Source organism: Mesorhizobium sp. M4A.F.Ca.ET.050.02.1.1 (assembly GCF_003997725.1).
Taxonomy (GTDB): domain Bacteria; phylum Pseudomonadota; class Alphaproteobacteria; order Rhizobiales; family Rhizobiaceae; genus Mesorhizobium.
This window is the reverse complement of sequence record NZ_RZSG01000962.1, coordinates 1-2,033: the sequence shown is the minus strand read 5'-3', so window position 1 is coordinate 2,033 and position 2,033 is coordinate 1. Positions and strand designations below refer to the sequence as shown.

The window sequence follows — 2,033 nt, the reverse complement described above, 5'->3', positions numbered from 1 at the left end:
GGCTGAGCCGGCACGTAAAGTGTTAGAGCATATCTTGTGCGTCCGATTTGGACGCGCGTCGCGACTTTAGAGCGACGCGCGTCCAAATCGGACGCACAAGATATGCTCTAACACTTTACGTGCCGGCTCAGCCTTGCGGGTTCTGCGGTGCGGCCGGCTTGAGGCGCACGCCCCTGCCGCCGCGCTCGCTGGCCTGGTTCTCGCCGATCAGCTCCACCCCGGACCCGTCGAGGGCCTGGATGACCTTCATCAGCGTGTCGACCACGCCCCTGACGACACCGTCGCTCGCCTCCATGCGCTGGATGGTCGGAAGCGAAACCCCGGCGCGCTCGGCCAGCGTCTTCTGATCGATGCCGGCCAGCGCCCTCGCGGCGCGCATCTGCTGGGCGGTGATCATCGGCCAGAACCCTTGTCTGAGTCTGCAGTATCAATGGATAATATAAGGATCGTGATGTTTCAAGCATCATTTAGCATGGATGAACATGGGTCACTCACTGTCCGCCACCGCATGGCGCCGCTGCAGGAAGCGCGCCACCAGCCAGCAGAGCATGGCCCAGGCGAAACCGGCACACCAGCCGGCGAGCACGTCGGACGGCCAGTGGACGCCGAGATAGACGCGGCTGGCGCCGACCAGCAATGTCGTCAGTATGGCAAGGCCGAGGACAAAGATCTTCGTCGTGCGGCCCGGCAGGAAGCGGGCCGCCATGCTGCCTAGGGTGAGGTAGGTCACCGCCGAAAGCATGGCGTGACCACTCGGAAAGGACAGCGAGGTCTCGTTGACGAGATGCGAAACAAGATCCGGTCGTGGCCGGTCGACTTCGAACTTGAGCAGGCTCGACAGCACTTGCCCGCCCGCCACGGCCACGAACATCAGCAGCGCGGTTGCCGGCCGGCGGATGAGCAGTAGATAGATGATGACCGCTGTCGTCACCAGCACCAAAACGCTGGTGCCGCCAAGGCTGGTAATGTCGCGCACCGCCCCTTCCAGCCAGGCCGGGCCGATCGGACTATCCGGCTGGCCCGGATGGCGAAAGGCGAGCAGGATCTCGGTGTCGAAAGCATGCGGCGTGGTCGCGTGCGCCACCTCCATCAGCTCCTCCAAGCCCCACAGACCGCCGGCGATCACCAGTCCGGCCAGTAGAACCGGGAACTCGATCTTGTTGAGCAGGGCGGTTGCGAAGGACCTCATCAGCTTGGCCGTCCGACTACAGCCGCTGCATATAGGGCCCGAGGGTGATCAGCGCCACGGCGGCGATCGCCAGCACGATGCCGGTGGCCTGCAGCGCGTTGACCCTCTCGCCGAAAAAGGCAAGCGCAACCACGTTCACCGACACCAGTTGGATCACCGCCGAAAGGCTGAACGACACCGACATGCCGAACTCACGGATCAGCCTCAGCATGATCAGGTTGCCGATCGAATAGAGCGCCAGCGTCAGCACGATCTTGCCGAGGCTTGGCGCCAGCCCCCATTGCTTGGCCGCGGTCGCCGCGAGCAGGAAGATCACGGTCGACACACCAAGCTGCACCAGTCCCCAGAAACTCACTTTTCATCCCCTCCTGTAGCGGCCGTCGCCGCGCGTGCCGCAGTCCTTGTTTCCCAAGCGCGCGAGGCCGTCAAGCAGACCGCGTCGGACCGGTGTCCCGCTCAGACATGATCGAAGCCGGATGTCGCAAGATACGTCCTGGCAACATGGTTGGTGCTGGCCGGCGCGATATTTTGACGATCATGCGGGAGCGACGAATGACGGCCGAAGCCGGCCGTATCCATGGTCGCGCTCATGAGCCGGCAAATAGATTGCCGAAATCGCGACTTCTGTCACGAAAATGTGATCCTGCGGCTATACGGGTCGGAAGCTCACATGCTCCAGCCAAGAAGCCAGAGGAAAGCTCATGACCGACCACCGCTCCCCTGACACCGGTTTCCGCACCAGCCTGCTCGAGGAGAATGACGGTCCGGCCGTCAATCCTACCGACAACCGCACCATGGGCGAGATCATCGCCGCGCGTTTCTCGCGCCGTGGCTTCCTGAAGGG

General features: G+C 63.3%; 3 protein-coding genes. All 3 read right to left on the bottom strand.

The genetic code is table 11. The annotated features are described in order from the left end of the window. Positions 1-127 precede the first annotated feature (127 nt). Complete coding sequence (locus EOA33_RS33685) at positions 128-397, bottom strand: helix-turn-helix transcriptional regulator (RefSeq protein WP_126057258.1); 270 nt, start codon at positions 395-397, stop codon at positions 128-130. Positions 398-487: 90 nt separating this feature from the next. Next, positions 488-1,189, bottom strand: coding sequence for a phosphatase PAP2 family protein (locus tag EOA33_RS33680; protein WP_126057257.1), 702 nt, complete (start codon positions 1,187-1,189; stop codon positions 488-490). 16 nt (positions 1,190-1,205) lie between these two features. Then, complete coding sequence (locus EOA33_RS33675; protein ID WP_126057256.1) at positions 1,206-1,544, bottom strand: hypothetical protein; 339 nt, start codon at positions 1,542-1,544, stop codon at positions 1,206-1,208. Positions 1,545-2,033 lie beyond the last annotated feature (489 nt).

Coding starts and splice junctions, on each gene's coding strand:
- EOA33_RS33680 (WP_126057257.1), bottom strand. CDS start 1,189: ATGAGGTCCTTCGCAACCGCCCTGCTCAACAAGATCGAGTTCCCGGTT.
- EOA33_RS33685 (WP_126057258.1), bottom strand. CDS start 397: ATGATCACCGCCCAGCAGATGCGCGCCGCGAGGGCGCTGGCCGGCATC.